The organism is Bacillus sp. EB106-08-02-XG196 (assembly GCF_013396335.1).
Lineage (GTDB): Bacteria > Bacillota > Bacilli > Bacillales > Cytobacillaceae > Neobacillus.
This window is the reverse complement of the sequence record NZ_JABWSY010000002.1, coordinates 45927-67339: the sequence shown is the minus strand read 5'-3', so window position 1 is coordinate 67339 and position 21413 is coordinate 45927. Positions and strand designations below refer to the sequence as shown.

The following is a 21413-nucleotide window of genomic DNA, read 5'->3' as shown; positions in this document are numbered from 1 at the left end:
TACAAAAAAACAGGTGATTGTATGAATTGGAAAGTCATTTGCACGTTACTAATCTTTACAACTTTGATGTTATCAGGATGCATGTATCCCTCAGAGAAGTTAGCAGAGAATCAAATCCCATATACCGACCAAATCCAAGCAGTTCAACAAGCGGTGAACACCTTTAAGGAGGATAATGGGGGAATTCTGCCGATAAAAACAAGAGATGCAGTGACTCCAATCTATCAAAAATATCCGATAGATTTTAAAAAAATCGCTCCCAAGTACATTGCGGAGCCCCCGGGGAATGCCTTTGAAAGTGGCGGGATATTCCAATATGTTCTTGTAGATGTTGAAACCAATCCAACTGTAAAACTGTTAGACTTGAGGATGGTTGATACGATTCGTGATATCAAACTGAGGATTAAATCCAATGGCTATCCGCCATATAAAGACAAACTTGCTGATAATGTATATACGATTGATTTTAATGAATTAGGATATAAACAGGAGCCATACGTCGTTAGTCCATATTCTAATCAAAATCTCCCATTTGTGGTCACAACAGATGCTGAAGTCTATGTCGATTATCGGCAGGATTTATACCAGCAGCTAAAAAAAGCAGAAAAGCCGGTAAAACCGGGTGAGGATATACGGAATATACTTGTGGAAGATTCTATGTTTGTTCCTGCCTATTCTTTGCCATACACAATTGATGATGAGAATAATGAGCCAGTTTTTTTAAAGCAATAAGAATGTCAAATAGTCATAACCCTTCACCTGCGAAATATATTGTAGGAGTAGGGTTTTTTTTTGGGCAAAAATGGATCACTTGTACTTTGCCTCGGGAACCCTCATCCGTTCAACTGTTCAGACACAACAGATACCTGCATATTCATGGAATATTTATTTAAGGGGGTAAAAAATTTATAAAAAAGTGTCATAACAATATAGGACAACGTCATAAATATATATTGTCCAAAAATATCTTGATGGATAATATTATCCCACTTTACTCTATGATCGGGAGGGGATCACTTGGAAAAGGTTGATATTTTCAAAGATATTGCCGAAAGAACTGGCGGTGATATTTATTTAGGAGTAGTAGGTGCTGTTCGAACAGGAAAATCCACATTTATTAAAAAATTTATGGAGCTTGTGGTTTTACCGAATATAGACAATGAGGCAGAGAGATCAAGAACAGTCGATGAACTTCCTCAGAGTGCAGCCGGGAAAACAATCATGACCACAGAGCCAAAGTTCGTTCCGAACCAAGCGGCAACTGTGCATGTTGATGAGGGTCTTAATGTAAATATTAGACTGGTTGATTGTGTTGGTTACACTGTCCCAGGTGCAAAAGGCTATGAGGATGAAAATGGCCCTAGGATGATTACTACCCCTTGGTACGAGGAACCTATCCCGTTCCATGAAGCCGCTGAAATTGGAACGCGAAAAGTGATTCAGGAGCATTCTACAATTGGGGTAGTGGTTACTACGGATGGGACAATTGGTGAAATTCCAAGAAGCAATTACATTGAAGCTGAGGAACGAGTCATTAACGAGCTGAAGGAAGTTGGCAAACCGTTTATTATGGTTGTCAATAGCGCCCAGCCATATCACCCTAGCACTGAAACACTTAGGTCTAGCTTAGCGGAAAAGTATGACATTCCTGTCCTCGCAATGAGTGTTGAAAGCATGCGTGACAGTGATGTACTTAATGTTCTTAGAGAGGCTCTATATGAGTTTCCAGTCCTTGAAGTTAATGTTAACCTGCCTAGCTGGGTAATGGTGTTGAGAGAAAATCACTGGCTGCGTGAAAGTTATCAAGAAGCTGTTAAAGAAACAGTTAAAGATATCAAGAGATTAAGAGATGTTGATCGGGTCGTACAGCAATTTAGCGACTTTGACTATATTGAGAGAGCTGGGTTAGCTGGAATTGAAATGGGTCAAGGTGTTGCAGAAATTGATTTATTTGCTCCAGACGAACTTTACGATGATATTTTAAAAGAAATTGTCGGGGTGGAAATCAGGGGGAAAGATCATCTCCTTGAGCTTATGCAGGATTTTGCACATGCAAAAGCAGAATATGACCATATTTCTGATGCATTAAGAATGGTCAAACAAACGGGCTACGGAATTGCGTCGCCGTCACTTTCAGATATGAGCCTGGAAGAACCTGAAATTATCCGACAAGGTGCAAGGTTTGGAGTTAGGCTGCGAGCGGTTGCCCCATCAATTCATATGATAAAGGTTGATGTTGAATCTGAGTTCGCTCCGATTATCGGTACAGAAAAGCAAAGTGAAGAGTTAGTGCGTTATCTAATGCAGGACTTCGAGGATGATCCATTATCCATTTGGAATTCTGATATATTTGGACGTTCGTTAAGCTCTATCGTTAGGGAGGGTATCCAAGCCAAGCTTTCCTTAATGCCAGAGAATGCAAGATATAAACTAAAAGAGACGTTAGAGAGAATTATTAACGAAGGATCAGGCGGTTTGATTGCAATAATCCTTTAGGCTTAAAGACTCCATTTGGAGTCTTTTTTCTTTTTATTACAAATATCTACACCCATAATTACGAAATTTAGTAGAAATTTGTAGAAATGAAGAAAAGATTACCATTATTTCATGAATTATTCTTGATAAGCGTAAATGATTGTGATAATCTTTTATCAGACTTACGTTTGGTGCTTAAAACCTTTATATAATAAGGTTTTTATTAAAAAAGTAGATTAAAATATCAAAAACTGCATTTTTTGATTACTTTTCCAATAAAACCGCACTATGACGTATAGAAATTAGAAAAATTGTTTAGAAATGTAGATAAGTAATCTTATTTATGATTCTTAACTTATAATCATTGGGAGGAGGTGAATAGCATGAACAAGACAGAACTAATTAACGCAGTTGCAGAAGCAAGCGAGCTTTCTAAAAAAGACGCTACAAAAGCAGTTGATGCTGTATTTGATGCAATTCTAGATGCTTTGAAAAATGGTGATAAAGTCCAACTAATCGGTTTTGGAAACTTTGAAGTACGCGAACGCGCAGCACGTAAAGGACGTAATCCTCAAACTGGTGAGGAAATCGAAATTGGTGCAAGCAAAGTTCCTGCTTTCAAACCAGGTAAAGCACTTAAAGATGCAGTAAAATAATTACATAAATTTATTGCCTCGGCAAAAAGGTCATGGTAAACCACCATGGCCTTTTTTCTTTGGGTTTCTTACTTTGAACATCAATTTTGTTGTGCTAATATGTATTTGTCATATATACTTGGTTGATATATAGTAGGGGGAATATGCATGTCTGAAGTGAATCGTACCCAAATTGAAGAAGCAGTACGTTTAATATTAACAGCGATTGGTGAAGATCCGAGCAGGGAAGGCTTGCTTGATACTCCGAAACGAGTAGCAAAAATGTATGAAGAGGTTTTTAGCGGTCTTAATGAAGATCCGAAAAAACATTTCGAGACCGTATTCAGTGAAGACCATGAAGAATTAGTTCTAGTGAAGGACATCCCGTTCTATTCCATGTGTGAACACCATCTAGTACCTTTCTTTGGAAAAGCACATGTGGCCTATATCCCAAAAGATGGACGAGTGACAGGGTTAAGCAAATTAGCAAGGGCAGTAGAGGCAGTCGCTAAAAGACCTCAGCTGCAAGAGAGAATCACCTCTACTATTGCTAATAGTTTGATGGAAAAATTAGCTCCACATGGAGTAATGGTTGTTGTTGAGGCAGAACATATGTGTATGACAATGCGCGGGGTGAAAAAACCGGGGTCAAAGACAGTAACAACTGCAGTACGGGGCAATCTTGCAAATGATACCATTGCTCGTTCTGAAATATTATCTTTAATTAAGAGTTAGTGGGGTGATACTATGGAAAAACGACAATCTCAAAGCAACGATTTTGTTGTGATTAAAGCTGTTGATGATGGAGTTAATGTTATTGGATTGACGCGAGGCACTGACACAAAATTTCATCATTCTGAAAAGCTGGATAAAGGCGAAGTGCTTATAGCTCAATTCACCGAACATACATCAGCAATAAAGATTAGGGGAAATGCAAAAATAATGACTCAATTTGGCGAAATTGAAAGCGAAATGAAAAAGTAGCCAGTCATTCGTTTTACATTTTTATTTCATATCGGTGGAAATGTATTTATTTTGTGAAATTCTGCCCATACATAAGCTTTTATGATATAATTGTCACTGCCTTGTTTACACAAAAGGATCGTAATAAATATATTAATTCGGGGAAGCAAGGGTGATTAATTTGCCAGACATTCGACAAAAGTTTACAGACATTAAGGAGCAAGTTGAGCAAAAAGTATTTCATCCTTACTTGCTAAAATATATTGAGAAGCCTGTTATTGATGAAGATAAACTGCTTATTCTTGTGTCCATTATGGATCGACTCGAATTGTCTTACAATGAGTTAAAAAATTATACGATGACAACTATGCTCATCCAGATTGCCCTTGATACCCATGAGCATATATCTAATGCAAATGTGGATGAAAAAAATAGACAATTAACGGTCCTGGCTGGGGATTATTATAGTGGTTTATATTATAAACTATTGGCAGATTCTGAAAATATCATCATGATAAAAGAACTCTCAAAAGGGATAAAAGAGGTTAATGAACATAAAGTTTCTGTCTATCAAAAGGAACTTTACGATATTGAAAACCTAATGACAAGTATAAAGAGAATTGAAAGCTCTTTACTTGTGAAATTCTCTGAATGTTTTAAAGTGGACTTATGGAATGAATTTATAGCCAACTTATTTTTTTTCAAGCGCTTGCTTAACGAGAAGAACCTGTTTTTGGAAGCTAGAAGCAGCTATTTGTTTGAATACATGAAAGATATTACTAGTCCAAATAAAAACCTTACAATAAAAAATCTATCAGATAAACAGCAAAGAGATTTGCTTGTGATTTGTGATCGTTATCTTGATTCTTCAAAACAATTCCTATTAAAAGGAATAAGTCAGCTGCCATATTTAAATGATATGCTTGAAGCTAGAATTACTTCGATCATTAATGAACATCAACCAATTGCGAAAACTTTAGTGGAAGAAGGGTAAGCAAATGCAGCAATCTAAGGAACAACGAGTTCATAAGGTCTTTGAGAAAATATCTGATAACTATGATAAAATGAACTCGGTTATTAGTTTTCAGCAGCACATCAAATGGCGTAAGGACACCATGAAAAGGATGAATGTCAAACCAGGTTCGAAAGCGCTGGATGTATGTTGTGGAACAGGGGACTGGACGATTGCTTTAGCTGAAGCTGTTGGTCCTTCCGGTGAAGTGACTGGATTGGACTTTAGTCAAAATATGCTAAATGTCGGGATTGATAAGGTAAAAAGCCTAGGCTTAAAGCAGGTTAACTTAATTCATGGGAATGCGATGGAACTGCCTTTCCCTGATAATAGCTTTGATTATGTAACGATAGGATTTGGGTTACGAAATGTTCCTGATTACCTTCAAGTATTAAAAGAAATGAATCGTGTTTTAAAACCAGGAGGCATTGCGGTTTGCCTTGAAACCTCCCAGCCTACTTTAGCAGGGTATAAACAGCTATATTATTTTTATTTTAAATTTATCATGCCTATGTTTGGCAAGCTATTTGCAAAGAGCTATAAAGAATACTCCTGGCTCCATGAATCGGCCCGCAATTTTCCGGGAATGAAAGAATTAGCTAGAATGTTTGAGACTGCCGGCTTTAAAGATGTTTATTATAAGCCATATAGTGGTGGTGCTGCAGCCGTACATTTCGGATATAAAAAGTAAATAAAAATAGACATGCAAACAGGATGAAAAGCTGGTGAATACAAATGAAATTAAAGATGATGTATTCATTTTTGAATTCAGATATAAATACAATCGAAAGAAAATTAGAAGAGACCATTCAGGCGGATTCTCTTCTTTTGAAACGGGCTTCTTTGCATACCCTTCAGGCAGGAGGTAAAAGAATTCGGCCTGTTTTTGTTTTATTGGCTGGTAAGTTTGGTCACTATGATATTAATATAATGAAATACGTTGCTGTTGCTTTGGAGCTTATTCACATGGCTTCATTAGTACATGATGACGTCATTGACGACGCGGACTTGCGAAGAGGTCAGCCAACAGTTAAGGCAAAATGGGACAACAAGACTGCCATGTATACGGGGGATTTTATCTTTGCGCTCTCACTTGAATTGATGAGTGAACTAAATAAGCCCTTAGCTCATAAAATATTAGCCAATACCATTGTTGAGGTAACAGTTGGTGAAATTCAACAAATAAAGGATAAGTACCGTTTTGATCAGAATCTTAGGGATTATTTGCGCCGAATCAAAAGGAAGACAGCACTGCTCATTTCTGCAAGTTGTCAGCTTGGTGCTATTGCTGCAGATGTTGAAGAGTCCACTCATAAAAAACTGTACTTATTTGGTTATTACGTTGGAATGGCATTTCAAATTACAGACGATATCTTGGATTTTACTTCCTCAGAAGAGGAGCTGGGAAAGCCTGCAGGCAGTGACCTGCTTCAAGGGAATATTACAGCTCCCGCTCTATATGCAATGGAGAATGAAAACATTCGCAGGGAGATTGAAAAGGTTCACGAGGACATGGAGCCTGCTCATATTCAAAAAATTATCACCCTTATTAAAGGATCCGGTGCAATTGAAAAGTCGATCGCATTAAGCGATTTGTACTTAGATAAAGCACTAGCTGTACTAGAAGAGCTGCCAGCTAATCGTGCCAAAAAAACACTGCGCGATATCGCAAAATTCATCGGTCGAAGAAAATATTAAAAAGAAAGGAGCTAATCTGTGATTAGCTCTTTACTTTTGAACCCCAAACGTCTACCCTTTTTATTAGATTACGGGCTCTCGTCAAGGCGCTTCCGCTTTTCTGACTTGCGAAATATTCGAAACAATGTTAATATTTTCGGTGGGTTGTTCTTATTAACATCCATATACATACATAACTAGGAGTGGAATTCATGGAAAAAACATTTTTAATGGTGAAGCCTGATGGTGTACAACGTAATTTAATCGGAGAAATCGTTGCTCGTTTTGAAAAAAAGGGCTTCCAATTAGTTGGCGCTAAATTAATGAGCATTCCGACTGAACTTGCTGAGGAGCACTATGGTGAGCACAAAGAACGTCCATTCTTTGGTGAATTAGTAGATTTCATCACATCTGGTCCTGTTTTTGCTATGGTTTGGCAAGGTGAAAATGTGATTGCTACTGCGCGTCAAATGATGGGGTCAACAAATCCTAAAGATGCTGCACAAGGTACAATCCGTGGCGACTTTGGCTTAACAGTTGGCAAGAATGTTATTCACGGTTCAGATTCACCTGCAAGTGCAGAGCGTGAAATTGGATTATTTTTTAAAGATGGCGGCGTTGTTGAGTACTCTAAACTAGTTAACGAATGGATTTACTAATTTAGAGATAAAAGGCACTTGTATGCATATACAGGTGCCTTTTTTGTATGCGCATACATAAAAATGATTAAAATATTTCAAAAACAATAGTGTACAAATGGGGTAACTGTTATTATCATTAAATAAATAATCATCTATCAATTTATGCTATTTTCAGATAATTATACTAGGTTTATTAGTCTAATTATGGTATATTGATAAAAATCCTTTAATGAGTTGAAGGGGGAAAGTGTAATGGGAATGAGATATTTAACAGCTGGAGAATCACACGGTCCGCAATTAACAACAATACTAGAGGGACTGCCAGCAGGAATGCCATTATTAGCTGAGGATATTAATACAGAGCTTGCAAGAAGGCAGCAGGGATACGGCCGCGGCAGGCGAATGCAAATTGAAAAGGATACAGTTGAAATCACATCTGGAGTACGACATGGGGAAACACTTGGATCTCCAGTTGCTCTAGTAGTAAAGAATAATGACTGGAAGCATTGGACGAAAATTATGGGAGCAGACCCATTATTAGAGGGACAAGAGGATGAAGTAAAACGAAAAATAACTCGTCCAAGACCAGGACATGCAGATTTAAACGGAGCTATAAAGTATGGTCATCGAGATATGAGAAATGTTCTTGAGCGTTCATCTGCACGAGAAACTACTGTAAGAGTAGCAGCCGGTGCAGTTGCTAAGAAACTATTATCGCTAGTCGGTGTTACACTTGTTTCCCATGTTGTTGAAATTGGCGGCATTAAAGCCAAGCCAAATACAAATTTATCAATTGAAGAGATAAAGGAAAGAACGGAGCTTTCATCTGTACGCTGTGCAGACCCTAGTGTAGAACAGGAAATGATGGATGCGATTGATAATGCTAAGAAAAATGGTGATTCAATTGGTGGAGTTGTTGAAGTCATTGCTTCAGGTATGCCTTCAGGAATAGGAAGCTATGTGCAATATGATAGAAAATTGGATGCAAAGCTCGCAGCAGCGATAATAAGTATTAATGCCTTTAAAGGTGTAGAGTTTGGAATAGGCTTTGAAGCTGCAAGAAAGCCTGGAAGTGAAGTGCATGATGAGATTGTTTGGGACGAAGATAATGGTTATACGCGAAAGACGAACCGTCTAGGCGGTTTTGAAGGCGGTATGACAACAGGTATGCCAATTGTCGTTCGAGGAGTAATGAAGCCAATTCCAACGCTATATAAGCCACTCATGAGCGTTGACATCGATAGTAAGGAGCCATTTTCTGCAAGTGTAGAGCGTTCTGACAGCTGTGCTGTTCCTGCAGCAGCGGTAGTGGCAGAAAATGTGGTCGCATGGGAGCTTGCTAATTCTCTTATTGATCAATTTTATAGTGATCGGTTCGAGACATTTGCTGCTGAAATTAACCGTCAGCGTGAATATGCGAGGGAATTTTAATGAAAGCCATTGAAATTCAAACAAGTTCCAAAAGCTATAATGTGTTTGTAGGTGAAGGCGTAAGAAGTGAAATAAGTACTTTTTTAAAGAATCATTTTACAAATCTGACTAGAATATTAATTATTACAGATAAAACAGTTGGCAGGATTCATCTTGATAAAGTATTACCCTTTTTAACTGAATGGAATCCAGTTGTGTTTACTGCTCCTAGTGGTGAAAAAGCAAAAACGTTCGAAGTCTTCTATGACGCCTTATCCGTGGCATTAGAAAACCGTCTAGATCGAAAATCTGCCATACTCGCTTTTGGCGGTGGTGCAGTAGGTGACTTATCTGGTTTTGTTGCTTCAGCGTTTATGAGGGGAATACCATTTATCCAAGTTCCAACTACCATCCTTGCTCATGATAGTGCAGTTGGGGGAAAAGTTGCTATTAATCATCCTTTAGGAAAAAATATGATTGGGGCTTTTCATCAGCCTGAGGCTGTTTTTTATGATTTAGAATTACTCCATACACTGCCTGAGCAGGAAATTCGTTCTGGTTTTGCAGAGGTTATTAAACATGCACTTATTTACGATGTTAGCTTTTATAAAAGGTTAAAATCAGATATCAATAATCTTAACTCTTTAACTACTGAACAATTATTTGAATCCCTTACAAAGGGAATTCAAATAAAAAACGAATTTGTCTCAAAGGATGAAAAAGAGACAGGAATTCGAGCTTATTTGAATTTTGGACATACATTAGGACATGCAATTGAAGCAGAAATGGGCTATGGTAATTTTACTCATGGTGAAGCTATAATGATTGGTATGATTTTTGCGTTAAAGGTCAGTAAAGAGGTTTCAGGACTATCCTTTAATACAGAAGAATTTATTACCTGGGTTCGAGGGCTTGGGTACCAAACAGAAATACCAGCACATTTATCGGTTGAGCATTTACTTTCAAAAATGAAGCAGGATAAAAAGTCTGCAGGTGGTTCAGTAAAGTTTGTATTGTTAGAGCAAATAGGGAAACCGAAACTTCACGAGCTTTCGGATGATTTTCTAGTAGATCAGCTCAAGAATTTTTAATAAGGCTATTTTCGTAAACATTGTTGTTAAAATCCAAAAGCCGATTTTAACGAGAAACAACCTATATTTATGTTTGAAATAAAGTTTGAAAGCTCTTTTCTTAAAATGAAAGGCCTTTTTGCAACATATCATAGTTCATTCAAGCGCTTTTCGTCTCCAAAAGCAACAAAGTTTAAGAAAAGAGCTACTAAAAACAAGGGGTGCTTTTCATATGATTAGAGGGGTGAGGGGAGCAATCACCGTTGATTGCAATACCGAGGAAGCAATCGTATCTGCAACAGAAGGGCTTGTAAAAAAATTGATTGATGAAAACAATATTCTACCTGAGCAGGTAGCATCTGTTTTTATTTCAACAACAGAAGACTTAAACGCTGTTTTTCCAGCAAAAGCACTGCGTAAATTTGCCGGCTGGACCTACGTCCCTGTTATGTGTATGAGAGAATTGCCAGTGCCAAATTCTTTGGAAATGTGCGTTAGAGTTATGATGCATGTAAATACGGCTGTAACACAGGAAGAAATTGTGCATGTTTATTTAGGGGGGGCAAAGGTATTAAGACCTGATTTAGGTAATACCTTGGCTAAATAGACAGCATTATAATATATCATCTTTAGGATGGAGTGGAGATAAATGAGATGGAAAAAGCAGTTATTAACACTGACTCCATATCAGCCAGGTAAATCAATTGAGTCAGTTAAAAAACAATATAATTTAGAACAGATTGTTAAGCTAGCCTCAAACGAAAATCCGTTTGGGTGTTCAAATAAAGTACTTTCTGCACTAAAAAACAATCAACCAGGCTTTGCTATTTACCCTGATGGCTACATGACCACTTTAAGGGAATCTGTAGCTACTTTCTTAAATGTAAGTCAAGATGAATTAATATTTGGGAATGGTTCGGATAACATTATCCAAATTATTTCAAGGTCATTATTACATCCAGGGGCTAATACGGTAATGGCGACACCTTCTTTTTCCCAATACAAGCATAATGCTGTAATTGAAGGAGCAGAGATTAGGGAAATTCCATTACTTAATGGTGAACATGATTTAGAACAAATGTTTGCTGCTATTGATGAAAATACCAATGTTGTCTGGGTTTGCAGCCCTAATAATCCTACAGGTACATATGTAGCAGAAAATAAATTGATTGCCTTTTTAGATCAAGTTCCATCCCATGTTTTAGTTGTGTTGGATGAGGCCTATTATGAATACGTAGTTGCTGATGATTACTATGATTCAATTGAATTAACAGGCAAATATCCAAATTTAATTGTGTTACGAACATTTTCTAAAATATACGGACTTGCTTCATTAAGAGTTGGCTATGGTGTTGCCAACCGTTCAATAATTCAAGCACTTGAACCTGCAAGAGAACCGTTCAATGTTAATTCATTTGGACAGATTGCAGCTATAGCTGCTCTTGGAGATCAAGAGTTTGTCGAAAATTGCAAAGAGAAAAACAGACAAGGTTTGACTAAATTTTATGAATTCTGCGAACAACACGAACTAGAGTTTTATCCTTCTCAAACAAATTTTGTTTTAATAGATATTAATGCCGATGCTGATCAAGGATTTCAATTTCTATTAGAAAAAGGTTACATCGTTAGATCTGGAAAAGCATTAGGATTCCCTTCTTCATTAAGAATTACTGTTGGTTCAGATGAACAAAATGAAGGTGTGTTAAAAGCACTAGGTGAATTTTTAACACAACAAAATACAGCTAAGCTCAGTGGAAAGTAGGCGGACTACCAATGAAAGGCCGAGTTTTTGTTATTGGGCTTGGGTTAATTGGCGGTTCTTTAGCTTTATGTATTAAGAAAGAGCATAAAGACGCTATCATAATAGGCTATGATATTCATCAAGAACAGGCTAGGCTTGCTAAAATGCTAGGAGTTATTGATGAAGTGGCTGATCATATAGCAGAAGGTGCTAAAGCCGCAGATTTAATTATTATTTCCGCACCAGTAATCGAAACGGAAGCGATTATTCACTTATTGTCAGATCAATCGTTAAATCCAGATGTAATCATTACTGACACCGGAAGTACAAAAAGTAAAATAGTTGCTAATGCTGCAAGCCTTATGAAAAAAGGATACACCTTTATCGGAGGTCATCCGATGGCTGGGTCACATAAAAGTGGTGTGTCAGCTGCAAAAGAAATCCTTTTTGAAAATGCCTTTTATCTCCTAACACCAGAGGAACATGTTGAAAACTCCAAAGTGGAAATGTTGAAGACATGGCTCAATGGCACAAATGCGAAATTCTTAAGTGTGACACCGGAAACCCATGATTATTTAACAGGTATCGTCAGCCATTTCCCTCATATCATTGCAGCCTCTATAGTGCGTCAAACAGAGAGGTTAGCTGGAGAAGAGAGTCTTATTCCGCGATTAGCAGCAGGAGGGTTTAGAGATATTACTAGGATTGCTTCTAGCAGCCCAGCAATGTGGAAGGATATTTTACTGCATAATCGTGAGGTTTTGATAGAGTTAATTGATAAATGGAAGGAAGAAATGGATTGGGTTAAGGTGTTACTCGAGCAGGAAGATAGTGGTGGAATTTTCCATTATTTTCAGCAGGCTAAGCAATACCGGGATGGCTTGCCTGTAAGAGAAAAAGGAGCAATTCCTTCATTTTACGATCTATTTGTTGATGTTCCGGACTACCCTGGTGTGGTTTCTGAGGTTACAGGATACCTGGCAAAAGAAAATATAAGTATAACAAATATTCGGATATTAGAAACTCGAGAGGACGAAATCTACGGAGTCCTTGTAATTAGTTTTCAAACAGAAGAGGACCGCCAGCGGGCAGAAAAGTGTATTCATAACTGCTCAAGCTACGCGACCTCAATTGGAACATAATTTGATTTGGAATATAGGTGATGAAATGGAATTAATAGAATTGCAGCCAACTATGAATGGTTTAAGGGGTATGATTGAAATACCCGGTGATAAATCAATTTCACATCGTTCAGTTATGTTTGGTTCTATAGCCCAAGGTGTAACAAGGGTGACAAATTTTCTGCCAGGCGATGATTGTTTAAGTACAATTTCTTGTTTTCGAAAGTTAGGAGTCGTAATTGAAGAAAATGAGAATGAATTAACTATCCATGGAAACGGATTTGATGGATTAAAGGAACCTAATGAGATATTGGATGTTGGGAATTCTGGAACAACCATTCGATTATTATTAGGGATTTTAGCGGGAAGACCATTCTTCTCTTCACTCATAGGTGATCACTCGATTGGCAAAAGACCTATGACAAGAGTGACGGAGCCACTTAGAACAATGGGTGCGCAAATTGATGGTCGTAAGAATGGAGAATTTACTCCCCTTAGTATTCGCGGTGGACATTTAAATCACATTCACTATAACATGCCTGTTGCTAGTGCTCAGGTGAAATCTGCGCTAATTCTTGCAGGTCTTCAAGCCGAGGGAGAAACAATCATAATCGAAAAAGCAGAATCGCGAGATCATACCGAAAGAATGATTCGGAAATTTGGTGGTGAAGTCGGGAAGGATAATCTTACAATTACGGTAAAAGGCGGTCAAAAGCTGAAAGCCTCTGATATTCTAGTTCCTGGAGATATTTCTTCAGCAGCTTTTTTCCTAGTTGCCGGTGCAATTGTTCCTGATAGTGAAATTGTCCTTATGAATGTAGGACTAAATCCGACTAGAACGGGCATCATCGAGGTCATGAATCAAATGGGTGCCAATTTAGAAATTCATAACCATGATGAAGATGCTTTTGAACCAGCTGGAAATATTACGATTAAAACATCAAGTCTTAAAGGAACAGTCATTGAAGGTGATGTGATCCCAAGACTAATTGATGAAATCCCAATCATTGCCTTATTAGCTACACAAGCAGAAGGAACCACAATTATAAAAGATGCATCTGAGCTTAAAGTCAAAGAAACAAATCGAATTGATACGGTTGTGCAGGAATTATCGAAACTTGGAGCTTCAATAGAAGCTACTGAGGATGGAATGATTATTCATGGCGGAACTACTCTTAGAGGCGGAACCGTGTCCAGTCATGGTGACCATAGAATCGGAATGATGCTAGCGATTGCTTCACTGCTATGTAAGGACGAAGTTCAACTTGAAAACCCAGAGGCCATTTCGGTTTCTTACCCTAACTTTTTCAGCCATCTTAATAGCTTGAAAAAATAAAGCTGCCACTTGGCAGCTTTTTTTGAGTCTGTATTTTCCTGTCATAGTTTTTAAGATTGGCTCATAGCTTGTCTTAAGAACTTTAAAGCTAGGAAGGGGTGGTAGGATGGAGTATATTATTGAAAATGCCAACATTCTTAAGGAAACTGAACTTACAAAATCATCGTTGTTGATTAAAGGAAACCACATAGCTGCAAAATATGCTCAAATTCATCATAAGAAATTAATGAAAATGAATGCAGAATCTTTTATTATGACCCCATCTTATGTGCTTTTAGATTCAAGTATCCCTCTAAATGCTTCCTTTAAGGAATTTCGGAAATATATGATTGAGAATTTCCTTTTGAAAGGGTGTACCACCTTACTTACCTATATTTCGATTTCTTACGAAAGTGAATTAACAAAAAAGATAAATGAAACAAAAACGACACTTATGAGTAGTCCAATTGACTTTCTTATTAGTGTTAAAATTCCTCTGCGCCTTTTAACTCCTTCATTCATTAGGAAGTGTAAGAAAGAAAGAGTTCCTGCAATTTTTATAGATGTTGATCATTTCAGTGAACTAACTAAAATTCCTTGGGGTTGGATTAGGGAAGCTCTTTTTCCGTATAATTGTCCACTTGTTCCAATATTTTCTAATGAAGGAAAGAAGGAAGCAAGGGGTGCTGTGTCGAAATGGAAAGGAATAATGGAAAGTGAAAAAATACCCGCAATATATGAGGAACTAAGAGAGAATCAACCGTTGTCACTTCAAGTGTTAAACAAAATGGGCTTATATCCACAAAAGGCAAGCTTACTGCATGGAGCAGAAGTAAGCTATAATTTATATATTAAGGCTAGAGAAATCATGAATGTTGATACAGCGGCTTTATTTCTTTATCATAGTAATAGACTTGTAGTAACAGTAAACAAGGGAAAAGTAATACGAGCAGGGGAAGAGGTTTTATTTAAACCAGGATATGGAGAATATGTTAGGGTGCGTACCCCATCTTATTTTGCATTATAGTCAATCAAGGGAACCGAGAGGATAGAGAACATGGACAGAATAAATAAAATTATCTCAATGTTGGAAAGCGGTCAACATATTGAAGCCATAAATGAATATAATGTTGTATTAACCAAAGGTCAGCCCGATGAAAAATTCATCCTTGCAGAAGAAATGTTTCAGTTTGGATTCTTAGATGAATCAAAGGCGCTAGTCGAAAATCTTTTGGCTATCTATCCTGAAGAGGGAGAACTCCTCGTCTTACTAGCTGAAATATTAGTGGAGTCTGGGAATGAGGAACAAGCAATTCTAGAATTAGAAAAAATCTCCGAACACGACCCCAGCTTTGGACAATCTCTCTTGCTTTTAGCAGACTTATATCAAGTTCAAGGATTATATGAGGTATGTGAAAGAAAGTTGCAGAAAGCTAAAGATATCCTGCCAGATGAGGTTATCATTGATTTCGCCTTAGGTGAACTCTACAGTGAAATAGGAGAAGTTACAAAGGCATTGATTTCATATGAAGCAGTTCTAAAGGAGTATCACGAAATTGCTGGTGTAAGCATTTTTCAACGAATGGCAGAGCTTTTGAGTGCCTCGGGGGAATTTGAAGAAGCATTAGCCTATTATGACAAAGCAATTGATGAGAAATTAGAAATTAATACGCTGTTTGGATATGCCTTTACAGCACTTCAAGCAGGATATAATCGGACTTCAATTGAGAAATTCGAGGAATTAAAAGGGCTTGACCCAGAATACCATTCCCTTTACTTACATCTAGCAAAGGCGTATGAACGGGAAGAAGAACTTGAAAATAGTCTAACGGCGATTCAAGAAGGCATTAAGCAGGATGAATTTAATAAAGATTTATATTTCTTTGGTGGTAAAATTGCCATTAAGCTTGCAAAACCTGAGTTAGCTGAACAGTACTTCCGTGAGGCACTTGCATTAGATCCAGGTTTCACTGAAGCAGCGCTAACACTAAATAAGCTCTTTTTTCACCAAGAAAGGTATGAAGCAGTAATTGATTTAATCTCCCAGCTAGACTTTGTAGATGATGAGGAACCCCAGCTCCTTTGGGACTCTGCCCTAGCATATGAAAGGTTAGAGGAATATTCCAATGCATTAGACAAATATGAAAGTGCATATACTTTTTTTAAGAATAATGAAGCTTTTTTGAACGATTACGGTTATTTTCTAATTGAGGAAGGAAAAACCGACCTTGCTGCCGAAATTTTTAAACAGTTACAAAAAGGTGATCCAACAAATGGAGAGTATGCTGATTTGCTTGACCGTCTATTAAGTAGAGAGAATTAATAAAAAGCTGAATATACAGAGGAGGGAAACTATATATGGCAACCCCTGTTTCTGTCAACGAGAAAAAGGACTTTATTCGTTGGTTTTTAAATCATTATCAATTAAAAAGAAGAGAGTGTGTTTGGATTCTTAATTATTTAATGAGTCACGACCAATTAATGGAGAAGGTTCATTTTGTAGAGCAAGCACAGTATTGTCCACGTGGTCTGATCATGTCAACTCACTGCGTAGATAAAGTACCATTTCGCTTTTATAAAGAGAATGTAATGACCACTGATGCTGAAAAATCCTTCCATGATATTCGGTTAAATCGTGACGAAGATATTTTTATTCAATTAAACTTTCATGCTTCTAATCAAGCGCATCAATATGCAGCCGTATTAGAGGAAAACCCATTTGTACCAAAGCACCTGCAAGTAAATGAAAAAGACGGTATTGTAGCAGAACAATTTTTACAAAACAGCATTGAGCGGTTTCAACGGGAGAAGTTGCTTCAACTAATTGATGAAGCACTTGATAAGCAGGATAAAACAGCTTTTCGCGCATTAACTGAAAAGCTAAATCAACTAAAAGAAACAGAGAAAAACGGAAGCCTGCGATAAGCAGGCTTCCATTTTTTATATATAGAATTCTTTTCCCTATTTCCTTTTATGTTTTTTTGAAAAAGTGATATGATAGAAGTAATGATGTGAAAAGGGCTGGTGTCATAAATGAAGTGGGTTTCAAAGGATATAGAAACATATTTAACTGCAAAGGAATACGTTGATACAGCAGTCATTCCCTTATACTCGGTTTCATTTGGGAATGAAATGAAGCAATCAGCCTCAAGTGCTGAATTTATTACGTTACTTACCAGTTACTTAGAAAGACAATTTACTGGAAGACTATTGTTACTTCCACCTTTTACATACCTAAAGAGTGATAAACCAGAAGACATAATAAAGCAGATGAAGAAATGGGAAGAAAATATTAAGAGGAACGAATTTAAGCATATTTTTTACATAACTTCAGAGAGTGATTGGAAAATATATGAGAAGGAGCTTGCCGGCTCATTAATTTGGCTTCCGTCTCTGCCGCTTGAGCATCTGAATGATCAACAAAAGATTTCAATGATTGAGAGCCAAGTGAAGCAGTTGTTAAGTCTTTTTACGCAAAAATGGAGTGAAAAGGAATAATTCTTTTCTGAATAACATGTTTTTAAAATAGTATGATATTGACCTAGGAAAAAGTTTGATATATCATTGTTATGTCCTAGTTTTATATGTGTTTAATTTATGTCCGATGGACTTAACTTGTGAATAGAGGGGGGATAAGCATGAGTAAGCATCGCGTATCAAGAAGACAATTTTTAACCTACACACTTACAGGTGTAGGAGGGTTTATGGCGGCAGGAATGTTAATGCCAATGGTTCGTTTTGCAGTTGATCCAGTATTAACGGCGGAAGCAGGTGGAGATTTTATTGCAACTCCATTGAAAATTTCCGACATTACAAATGAACCACAACGAGTTGATTTCACGTTTGAGCAAAAGGATGCTTGGTATACTTCAGACGTTTCAAATACTGCCTGGGTTTATAAGGATGAACAGGATAACATAGTTGCCCTATCTCCTGTATGTAAACACTTAGGTTGTACGGTTGGCTGGGGTACTGGGGATCATTCTGATGAATTCTTCTGTCCATGTCACTTTGGAAGGTATACAAAGGATGGAACAAACGTTAAGGGAACTCCGCCAATTGCACCGCTGGATGTGTACCCATTCCAAGAAAAAGACGGTTTACTTTATTTAGGTAAAGCTGAGCCTAAGAAAAAGGAGGCGTAATCATTGTTAAACAAAATTTACGATTGGGTAGATGAACGTTTAGATATTACGCCTTTGTGGCGCGATATCGCAGATCATGAAGTACCTGAGCATGTCAATCCTGCGCATCACTTTTCTGCGTTTGTTTACTGCTTTGGCGGTATGACATTCTTTGTTACTGTAATTCAAATTCTATCTGGTATGTTCTTAACGATGTATTATGTACCGGATATTAAAAACGCATGGGAGTCTGTATTCTACCTTCAAAATCAGGTAGCCTTCGGACAAATCGTACGCGGTATGCACCACTGGGGTGCTAGTTTAGTTATTGTAATGATGTTCTTACATACATTACGCGTTTTCTTCCAAGGCGCTTACAAAAAACCTCGTGAACTAAACTGGATTGTTGGGGTTCTTATTTTCTTCATCATGCTAGCTTTAGGTTTAACAGGTTATTTATTACCTTGGGATATGAAAGCGTTGTTCGCTACAAAAGTTACATTGCAAATTATTGAAGCAGTGCCGTTTATTGGTGTACACCTGAAAACGTTACTATCGGGTCATGAGACGATTGTTGGTGCTCAAACCTTAACTCGTTTCTTTGCGATTCACGTGTTCTTCTTACCTGCTGCTTTATTTGGATTAATGGCAGCTCATTTCATGATGATTCGTAAACAGGGTATTTCTGGACCACTATAATACTCTTAAATTGATTCTGATCTATTAATAATCTTAATTTACGAATAAAGGAGGGGGATTGTTCGATGCATCGCGGTAAAGGAATGAAGTTCGTCGGTGACTCACGTGTATTGGCACCTGAGGCCCGTACGAAAAAGAATATTCCAAAGGATTACTCAGAATACCCTGGTAAAACAGAGGCATTTTGGCCTAACTTCCTTTTGAAAGAATGGTTGGTAGGTGCAGTATTTCTTGTTGGGATACTATGTTTAACAGTTGCACATCCTAGTCCACTTGAAAGGATTGCGGATCCATCAGATACAGGATATGTTCCAATGCCTGACTGGTATTTCTTGTTCTTATATCAATTACTGAAGTATGAATTTGCTGCTGGACCATATACAGTAGTTGGTGCTATGGTTATCCCTGGACTAGCTTTTGGAGCATTATTATTAGCTCCATTCTTAGATCGCGGACCAGAACGTCGTCCATCGAAGCGACCGTTGGCAACTGGATTTATGTTGCTGGCAATTGCTGGTATCACCTACCTAACATGGGAGGGCGCGAGTAACCATGACTGGGAAGCAGCAAAAGAATATGGTAAAATCGTAGCAACCGCTGACATTGACAAGACAACTGAAGAATACAAAATTGCTTCAGATAATACCTGTTTATCTTGTCACGGTGATGCCTTCCAGGGTGGAGCAGGTGCACCAACTTTAGTTGGCACTGGATTATCTGCTGATGAAATTGCAAAAATTGCAAAAGAAGGTGTAGGTACTATGCCTCCTGGAGTTTTCAAAGGTGACGACGAACAGCTTAAAAAGCTTTCTGAATACATCGCAAACTTAGGGAAATAATAAATGATTAATTTAAAGCTGACGGAATCACGTCAGCTTTTATTATTAATAAAATCAATGAAAAGAGGAAGAGAAGTGAAATGGATTTATCCCCTCTTAGCAAATAAATCATTTTTACTACTGTTGTTGATTATCAATATTGCTGGAACGATTTACGGGTATGTGTGGTATGGCTGGCAATTAAAAGAGACTCCAGCTATTTTTCTAATATTTGTTCCAGACAGCCCGACTGCTAGCTTGTTTTTTGTCTTTGTAGTCGCCGCTTTCCTGTTAAAAAAGAATTGGCCCCTTGTGGAAGCACTTGCAATTGTTACTTTATTTAAGTATGGAATATGGGCTGTCGTAATGAATCTGCTAGTCTTTTTCGCACAGGGAGAGCTAGATTGGATTGGCGTAATGTTAATTTTCTCTCATTTTGCTATGGCAGTTCAAGCCATATTGTATTCTCCCTTTTATCGTTTTAAATGGTGGCACCTAATAGTCACAGCGATTTGGACATTACATAATGATGTTATTGACTACGTATTTTTTATGCTGCCACGATACCACATGTTAAATGAGGTTACACCAGAAATTGGTTATTTTACTTTTTGGCTTTCGATGGTATCAGTAGGTATTGGCTATTATTTTGTTATACGCCCTAATCGATTTAAACTAGAACTAAAATAGTTTATTGATAGGATAAAAGATGGTCTAACCTTGTCCACCCTTTCATACATTTTATTAGTAATGATAGGGGGGACAAGGTTTGAAGTATAAATGGTTGCTAATATTTGTTATTGTCATTATGCTCACTCCCATGACGGTAAGTGCTCACCAGCACACACCGATAGAGAAGCTAGATAATATCTCAGATGAAGCGCTGCAAATGATTAAATTTCAGAGATATGAAGATGGCAAAAAGCTGCTTAGTTATTTTTCAGCGCAATTCACGGATATCAAAAGCAAAGAACATCCTTTTACGATGGATGAATTAAGAATTATTAACGTATCCCATGATGAGGCAATGGAAGCAGCAGCCAGCTCAAATATGGATTATGAGGAAAGAGTCCAAAAGCTTACGAAGTTCCGTCTTGTAGTGGACGCAATTGCTACTAGCCATCAGCCACTTTGGACAGAGATGAAGTATCAGATTATGACTGCCTTCCAGGAAGCTAGAATTGCTGCCAGCACAGGTGATTCTGAACATTTTCACTCTAATTTTAATACTTTTATGTCCTTATATAATGTTATTTATCCAAGTATGAAAATTGATGTCTCTGCAGAAAATATTCAAAAAATAGATGCTCGTATCAATTTCATTGATGAATACCGTTCAGAGGTTGTTAGTAATGTAAAAAGCCAAGAGGAATTAGAAGGCCTTGAAATGGATTTAAAGAATCTATTTGATAATATGGATGAGGATGAGGCAGATCCATCACTATGGTGGGTTATCATTTCTACAGGCAGCATTATCATCCTAACTTTATCTTATGTTGGCTGGAGAAAATATCTGGGTGAAAAGAACATGAGAAAAAACCGTTCCAGCGTTCATAAGGATTAATAAAAGCAATGTCCAACAGGACATTGCTTTTTAGCTGTCTAGCGCAAGCGGCCTAGGGGCTCGGGGTCATAAGCCAATCCGTCAAGAAGGTTAAAAGGCAACCTTCTCGCCGGCTCGTCTTATGCCTGTCGCCCCTGGGCAAGGCGCT

The 21413-nt window shown here is 37.6% G+C and carries 24 protein-coding genes; all 24 read left to right on the top strand.

The features are described 5' to 3' along the window. The first annotated feature begins 21 nt into the window (after nucleotides 1–21). The 24 genes from MLOOGBEN_RS03790 (at nucleotide 22) to ypjB (ending at nucleotide 21265) form a co-directional block, all read left to right on the top strand. Entirely contained in the window at nucleotides 22–732 is a 711-nt protein-coding gene (locus tag MLOOGBEN_RS03790) for a hypothetical protein (RefSeq protein WP_179156940.1), read from the top strand. A 285-nt stretch (nucleotides 733–1017) separates the two neighbouring features. Continuing rightward, the gene (gene spoIVA / locus MLOOGBEN_RS03785; RefSeq protein WP_045517337.1) at nucleotides 1018–2496 is read left to right on the top strand and encodes a stage IV sporulation protein A; all 1479 of its coding nucleotides are present in this window, start codon (nucleotides 1018–1020) and stop codon (nucleotides 2494–2496) included. 362 nt (nucleotides 2497–2858) lie between these two features. Further along, entirely contained in the window at nucleotides 2859–3131 is a 273-nt protein-coding gene (gene hbs, locus MLOOGBEN_RS03780) for a non-specific DNA-binding protein Hbs (protein WP_066060959.1), read from the top strand. Nucleotides 3132–3278: 147 nt separating this feature from the next. Next, nucleotides 3279–3845, top strand: coding sequence for a GTP cyclohydrolase I FolE (folE, locus tag MLOOGBEN_RS03775; RefSeq protein WP_133367205.1), 567 nt, complete (start codon nucleotides 3279–3281; stop codon nucleotides 3843–3845). A 12-nt stretch (nucleotides 3846–3857) separates the two neighbouring features. After that, nucleotides 3858–4094 carry a trp RNA-binding attenuation protein MtrB gene (gene mtrB / locus MLOOGBEN_RS03770; RefSeq protein ID WP_179156939.1) on the top strand — a complete coding sequence of 79 codons (237 nt, stop codon included), beginning with the start codon at nucleotides 3858–3860 and terminating at the stop codon, nucleotides 4092–4094. Between the two features lie 151 nt (nucleotides 4095–4245). Next, a complete protein-coding gene (locus MLOOGBEN_RS03765; protein ID WP_368737755.1) occupies nucleotides 4246–5067 on the top strand; it encodes a heptaprenyl diphosphate synthase component 1 in 822 nt (273 codons plus the stop codon). Between the two features lie 4 nt (nucleotides 5068–5071). Next, entirely contained in the window at nucleotides 5072–5776 is a 705-nt protein-coding gene (locus tag MLOOGBEN_RS03760) for a demethylmenaquinone methyltransferase (protein ID WP_179156937.1), read from the top strand. Nucleotides 5777–5820: 44 nt separating this feature from the next. Continuing rightward, the gene (hepT, locus tag MLOOGBEN_RS03755; RefSeq protein ID WP_179156936.1) at nucleotides 5821–6783 is read left to right on the top strand and encodes a heptaprenyl diphosphate synthase component II; all 963 of its coding nucleotides are present in this window, start codon (nucleotides 5821–5823) and stop codon (nucleotides 6781–6783) included. 191 nt (nucleotides 6784–6974) lie between these two features. After that, complete coding sequence (gene ndk, locus MLOOGBEN_RS03750; protein WP_179156935.1) at nucleotides 6975–7421, top strand: nucleoside-diphosphate kinase; 447 nt, start codon at nucleotides 6975–6977, stop codon at nucleotides 7419–7421. A gap of 240 nt (nucleotides 7422–7661) precedes the next feature. After that, on the top strand, nucleotides 7662–8834 hold the full coding sequence (gene aroC / locus MLOOGBEN_RS03745) for a chorismate synthase (protein WP_179157317.1): 1173 nt from the start codon (nucleotides 7662–7664) through the stop codon (nucleotides 8832–8834). Next, nucleotides 8834–9904, top strand: a complete 1071-nt coding sequence (gene aroB / locus MLOOGBEN_RS03740; protein ID WP_179156934.1) for a 3-dehydroquinate synthase — start codon at nucleotides 8834–8836, stop codon at nucleotides 9902–9904. Before aroC ends, aroB begins: the two co-directional genes overlap by 1 nt. Nucleotides 9905–10115: 211 nt before the next feature. Further along, entirely contained in the window at nucleotides 10116–10490 is a 375-nt protein-coding gene (aroH, locus tag MLOOGBEN_RS03735) for a chorismate mutase (RefSeq protein ID WP_179156933.1), read from the top strand. 42 nt (nucleotides 10491–10532) lie between these two features. Beyond that, nucleotides 10533–11645 (top strand): histidinol-phosphate transaminase, encoded by a 1113-nt coding sequence (gene hisC, locus MLOOGBEN_RS03730; RefSeq protein WP_179156932.1) that lies wholly within the window; start codon nucleotides 10533–10535, stop codon nucleotides 11643–11645. Nucleotides 11646–11656: 11 nt separating this feature from the next. Beyond that, nucleotides 11657–12766 carry a prephenate dehydrogenase gene (locus tag MLOOGBEN_RS03725; protein WP_179156931.1) on the top strand — a complete coding sequence of 370 codons (1110 nt, stop codon included), beginning with the start codon at nucleotides 11657–11659 and terminating at the stop codon, nucleotides 12764–12766. Between the two features lie 25 nt (nucleotides 12767–12791). Continuing rightward, nucleotides 12792–14081, top strand: a complete 1290-nt coding sequence (aroA, locus tag MLOOGBEN_RS03720; RefSeq protein ID WP_179156930.1) for a 3-phosphoshikimate 1-carboxyvinyltransferase — start codon at nucleotides 12792–12794, stop codon at nucleotides 14079–14081. Between the two features lie 106 nt (nucleotides 14082–14187). Continuing rightward, nucleotides 14188–15087, top strand: a complete 900-nt coding sequence (locus tag MLOOGBEN_RS03715) for a hypothetical protein (RefSeq protein ID WP_179156929.1) — start codon at nucleotides 14188–14190, stop codon at nucleotides 15085–15087. A gap of 30 nt (nucleotides 15088–15117) precedes the next feature. Continuing rightward, entirely contained in the window at nucleotides 15118–16383 is a 1266-nt protein-coding gene (locus tag MLOOGBEN_RS03710; RefSeq protein WP_179156928.1) for a tetratricopeptide repeat protein, read from the top strand. Between the two features lie 35 nt (nucleotides 16384–16418). Beyond that, entirely contained in the window at nucleotides 16419–16985 is a 567-nt protein-coding gene (locus tag MLOOGBEN_RS03705; RefSeq protein WP_179156927.1) for a ReoY family proteolytic degradation factor, read from the top strand. A 108-nt stretch (nucleotides 16986–17093) separates the two neighbouring features. Then, nucleotides 17094–17558 carry a YpiF family protein gene (locus MLOOGBEN_RS03700; protein WP_179156926.1) on the top strand — a complete coding sequence of 155 codons (465 nt, stop codon included), beginning with the start codon at nucleotides 17094–17096 and terminating at the stop codon, nucleotides 17556–17558. A 140-nt stretch (nucleotides 17559–17698) separates the two neighbouring features. Further along, complete coding sequence (locus tag MLOOGBEN_RS03695; RefSeq protein WP_218781025.1) at nucleotides 17699–18205, top strand: QcrA and Rieske domain-containing protein; 507 nt, start codon at nucleotides 17699–17701, stop codon at nucleotides 18203–18205. Between the two features lie 3 nt (nucleotides 18206–18208). Further along, nucleotides 18209–18883, top strand: a complete 675-nt coding sequence (gene qcrB / locus MLOOGBEN_RS03690; protein WP_179156925.1) for a menaquinol-cytochrome c reductase cytochrome b subunit — start codon at nucleotides 18209–18211, stop codon at nucleotides 18881–18883. Nucleotides 18884–18948: 65 nt separating this feature from the next. Further along, nucleotides 18949–19722, top strand: a complete 774-nt coding sequence (locus MLOOGBEN_RS03685; protein WP_179156924.1) for a menaquinol-cytochrome c reductase cytochrome b/c subunit — start codon at nucleotides 18949–18951, stop codon at nucleotides 19720–19722. A gap of 75 nt (nucleotides 19723–19797) precedes the next feature. Further along, entirely contained in the window at nucleotides 19798–20391 is a 594-nt protein-coding gene (lhaT, locus tag MLOOGBEN_RS03680) for a lipoprotein heptaprenylglyceryl N-acetyltransferase LhaT (RefSeq protein ID WP_179157315.1), read from the top strand. Between the two features lie 79 nt (nucleotides 20392–20470). Beyond that, on the top strand, nucleotides 20471–21265 hold the full coding sequence (gene ypjB / locus MLOOGBEN_RS03675; RefSeq protein ID WP_256988858.1) for a sporulation protein YpjB: 795 nt from the start codon (nucleotides 20471–20473) through the stop codon (nucleotides 21263–21265). The last annotated feature ends 148 nt before the right edge of the window (nucleotides 21266–21413 follow it).